At 70.7% G+C, this 3,169-nt stretch carries 4 protein-coding genes; all 4 read left to right on the top strand.

Going from position 1 to position 3,169, the window contains the following annotated elements; genetic code table 11:
- Positions 1-347, top strand: a 347-nt coding sequence (locus AC5RV2_RS16220) for an ACT domain-containing protein (RefSeq protein WP_494093188.1), incomplete at its 5' end; no start/stop codon positions are given.
- Complete coding sequence (gene thrC / locus AC5RV2_RS16215) at positions 348-1,448, top strand: threonine synthase (RefSeq protein ID WP_494093187.1); 1,101 nt, start codon at positions 348-350, stop codon at positions 1,446-1,448.
- Entirely contained in the window at positions 1,441-2,427 is a 987-nt protein-coding gene (thrB, locus tag AC5RV2_RS16210) for a homoserine kinase (RefSeq protein ID WP_494093186.1), read from the top strand. Before thrC ends, thrB begins: the two co-directional genes overlap by 8 nt.
- A 320-nt stretch (positions 2,428-2,747) precedes the next feature.
- Positions 2,748-3,169, top strand: a 422-nt coding sequence (locus AC5RV2_RS16205; RefSeq protein WP_494093185.1) for a Rho termination factor N-terminal domain-containing protein, incomplete at its 3' end; no start/stop codon positions are given.

Genomic DNA, 3,169 nt, shown 5'->3' with positions numbered 1-3,169 from the left:
GCGGCCCGGGCCGGACCGAAACGGCGACCGTGGACCTGCCCGCCGTCGGGCTGGACGCGGTCCGGACCAGCTACTACATCGGCCTGGACGTGGCCGACCGGCCCGGCGTGCTGGCCCAGATCGCCGGGGTTTTCGCCGAGCACGGGGTCTCCATCGAGACCATGCGCCAGACCATCCACACCGAAGGCCCGCTGGAGCCCGCCCACGACGGCCGCGAGGTGACCGCCGAACTGCGCTTCGTCACCCACCGGGCCTCCGAGGCGTCGCTGGCCGCAACGGTCGAGGCCGTGCGCGGGCTCGACATCGTCAACGCTGTTACCTCTGTCCTGCGAGTAGAAGGAATCTAAGTGGCCCACCAATGGCGCGGCGTCATCCGTGAATACGCGGACCGGCTGCCGGTATCGGAGCAGACCGAGATCATCACCCTCGGCGAGGGCGGCACCCCGCTGGTGCAGGCGAAGGCCCTCTCCGAGCTGACCGGATCCGAGGTCTACCTCAAGGTGGAGGGGATGAACCCCACCGGCTCGTTCAAGGACCGCGGCATGACCATGGCCATCACCGCGGCCGTGGAGGCCGGCGCCAAGGCGGTGGTCTGCGCGTCCACCGGCAACACCTCCGCGTCCGCTGCCGCCTATGCCACCCAGGCCGGGCTGAAGTGCGCGGTGCTCGTGCCGGCCGGCAAGATCGCCATGGGCAAGATGAGCCAGGCGGTCGCGCACGGCGCCGAGATCATCCAGATCAACGGCAACTTCGACAACTGCCTGGAAGTGGCCCGCAAGCTCTCCGAGGCCTACCCGGTGTTCCTGGTCAACTCGGTGAACCCGGCACGCATCCAGGGCCAGAAGACGGCGGCCTTCGAGACCGTCGACTACCTGGGCGACGCCCCGGACATCCACGTGATGCCGGTGGGCAACGCGGGCAACATCACCGCGTACTGGAAGGGGTACCAGGAGTACGCCGCGCCGTACGAGTCGGCCGTTGCCGGCATGCTCCCGCCGGTCGCCACCAAGACCCCCGTGCTGTGGGGCTTCCAGGCCGCCGGCGCGGCGCCGCTGGTGCTGGGACACCCGGTGACCGAACCGGAGACCATCGCCACCGCCATCCGGATCGGCAATCCGGCCTCCTGGGACACCGCCGTCGCCGCCCGCGACGAGTCCGGCGGCCTGATCGACTCGGTGACCGACGACGAGATCCTGGCCGCGCACCGCTGGCTCTCCTCCCGCGAGGGCGTCTTCGTGGAGCCCGGCTCCGCGGCAGGCGTTGCCGGCGTGCTCAAGAAGCACGCGGCCGGCGAGGTGCCCGCGGGCAAGACCATCGTCATCACGGTCACCGGCCACGGGCTGAAGGACCCGCAGTGGGCCCTGCAGACCGAGGACGGCAGCGAGGCGGCGCCGGTCAAGGTGGACTTCGACGTGGTCAGCGTGGCCAGCGCCCTGGGTCTTGAGTAGCAGCACCTTGCCGGGGGAGGGCACCGCCGTGGCCGGCCGCATCGCGCCCGGCCAGCGCGTCACCGTGCGGGTTCCGGCCACCAGCGCCAACCTGGGCCCGGGCTTCGACAGCCTGGGCCTGGCCCTGGCCTACTACGACACCGTCACGGTGGAATCGACCGACGACGGCGTCTTCCACGCCTCCGTGACCGGCGAGGGCGCGGCGGGCCTGCCCGCCGATGAAAGCCACCTGATCATCCGCACCCTGCGCGGCACGCTGCGCGAGGCCGGGTACGACGCCGGCGGGCTGCGCCTGCGGGCCCGGAACCTCATTCCGCACGGCCGCGGCATGGGATCCTCGGCCGCCGCCGTCGTGTCCGCCGTGCTGCTGGCCAACGCGCTGCTGCCGGAGCGGGAACGGCTGGGGGCGGCGGACATCCTGCAGGTTTGCTCCGCCCTGGAGGGCCACCCCGACAACGTGGCTCCGGCCCTGAGCGGGCAGCTGGCCATCTCCTGGGAAGAGGACGGCGTTTTCGCCAGCACCTGCGTGCCGATCTGCCCGGACATCGTGCCGGTGCTGGCCATCCCGGCCTACGAGCTTTCCACGGAAACCGCGCGCAACCTCCTGCCCGCGTCCGTGCCGCACCACATGGCCGCCGCCAACTCCGGCCGCGCCGCCCTGCTGGTCCACGCGCTGACCCGCGATCCGTCCCTGCTGCGGGCGGGAACCGAAGACTGGCTGCACCAGCGGCACCGGGCACCGGCCATGGAACCCAGCGCCGCGCTGATCCTGGCGCTGCGCAGCCAGGGCCACGCCGCCGTCGTCTCCGGTGCCGGACCCACCGTGATGACACTCGCCGCGAACCAGGCCGAGGCGGAGCAGGTCCAGCGGGCCATCGCCGCGCACCTGGAACGCCGCGACTCGCCGGGAAACTGGCGGGTGCTGAAACTGGCAGTGGACACAGATGGTGCTAAAGTGGAAGTGCACCCCCGGGATTAACCGGCGAGGACACCTGCCGGATGCTCCGGATCAAGCAAGCCGAGTAGCCGTTTGGGCAGGATCCCCGTTCCAGGTGCAGCCTTTCAGGAGCCTTCCGCGGCACTCAACGGCGTTGCTGCCGGCCATCGGCCGGACAGGACCTCACTCGTTCCATCCGGACGGCTTGTTTCAAGGTTTTTCATCTCTGATCACCCGGACTTGTTTCGGCACGACGCCGCAGGCAATACCGGACCCAGCCGGGCTTCTCATGCAACGGCCGGGTAGCAAACAACGCGGTGCGCTTCATATGCACACCGCCCGACGAGGGGGAAGGATCCTTCGTGACCGAAACCACTGACCTGACCGCAGGTGTGGAAACAATAGACTCTCCTGCACCGAAGAGTGCAGGCCTTGCCGGCCTGAAGCTGGCCCAACTGCAGGTGCTGGCCGGGCAGCTCGGCATCACCGGCGGCTCGCGGATGCGCAAGGGCGACCTGGTCGCAGCGATCTCCGACCACCAGCGTGGCTCCTCCGTGGCCGACCGCACGGCCAAGAAGGCCGAGCAGCCGGTGCGCACCGAAACTTCGGCGGCGAAGGAAGAGACCGCCGGCGCGGCAGGCGACGGCGCAACCGGCGGCACCGCCGGCGGCGACCTGACCAAGGCGGCGGAGCGGGTCAGCCGCACCCGCAACCGCAACCGCCGCGCCAGCAGCGACGGCACCATGGCTGCCGCCGACGGGGAAGCAACGGCCGCCACCACCGA

The sequence above is a fragment of the Arthrobacter sp. Y3225116 genome (genome assembly GCF_059091245.1).
Note: the sequence above shows the minus strand (reverse complement) of the source record. Positions and strands in the feature narration are given on the sequence as shown.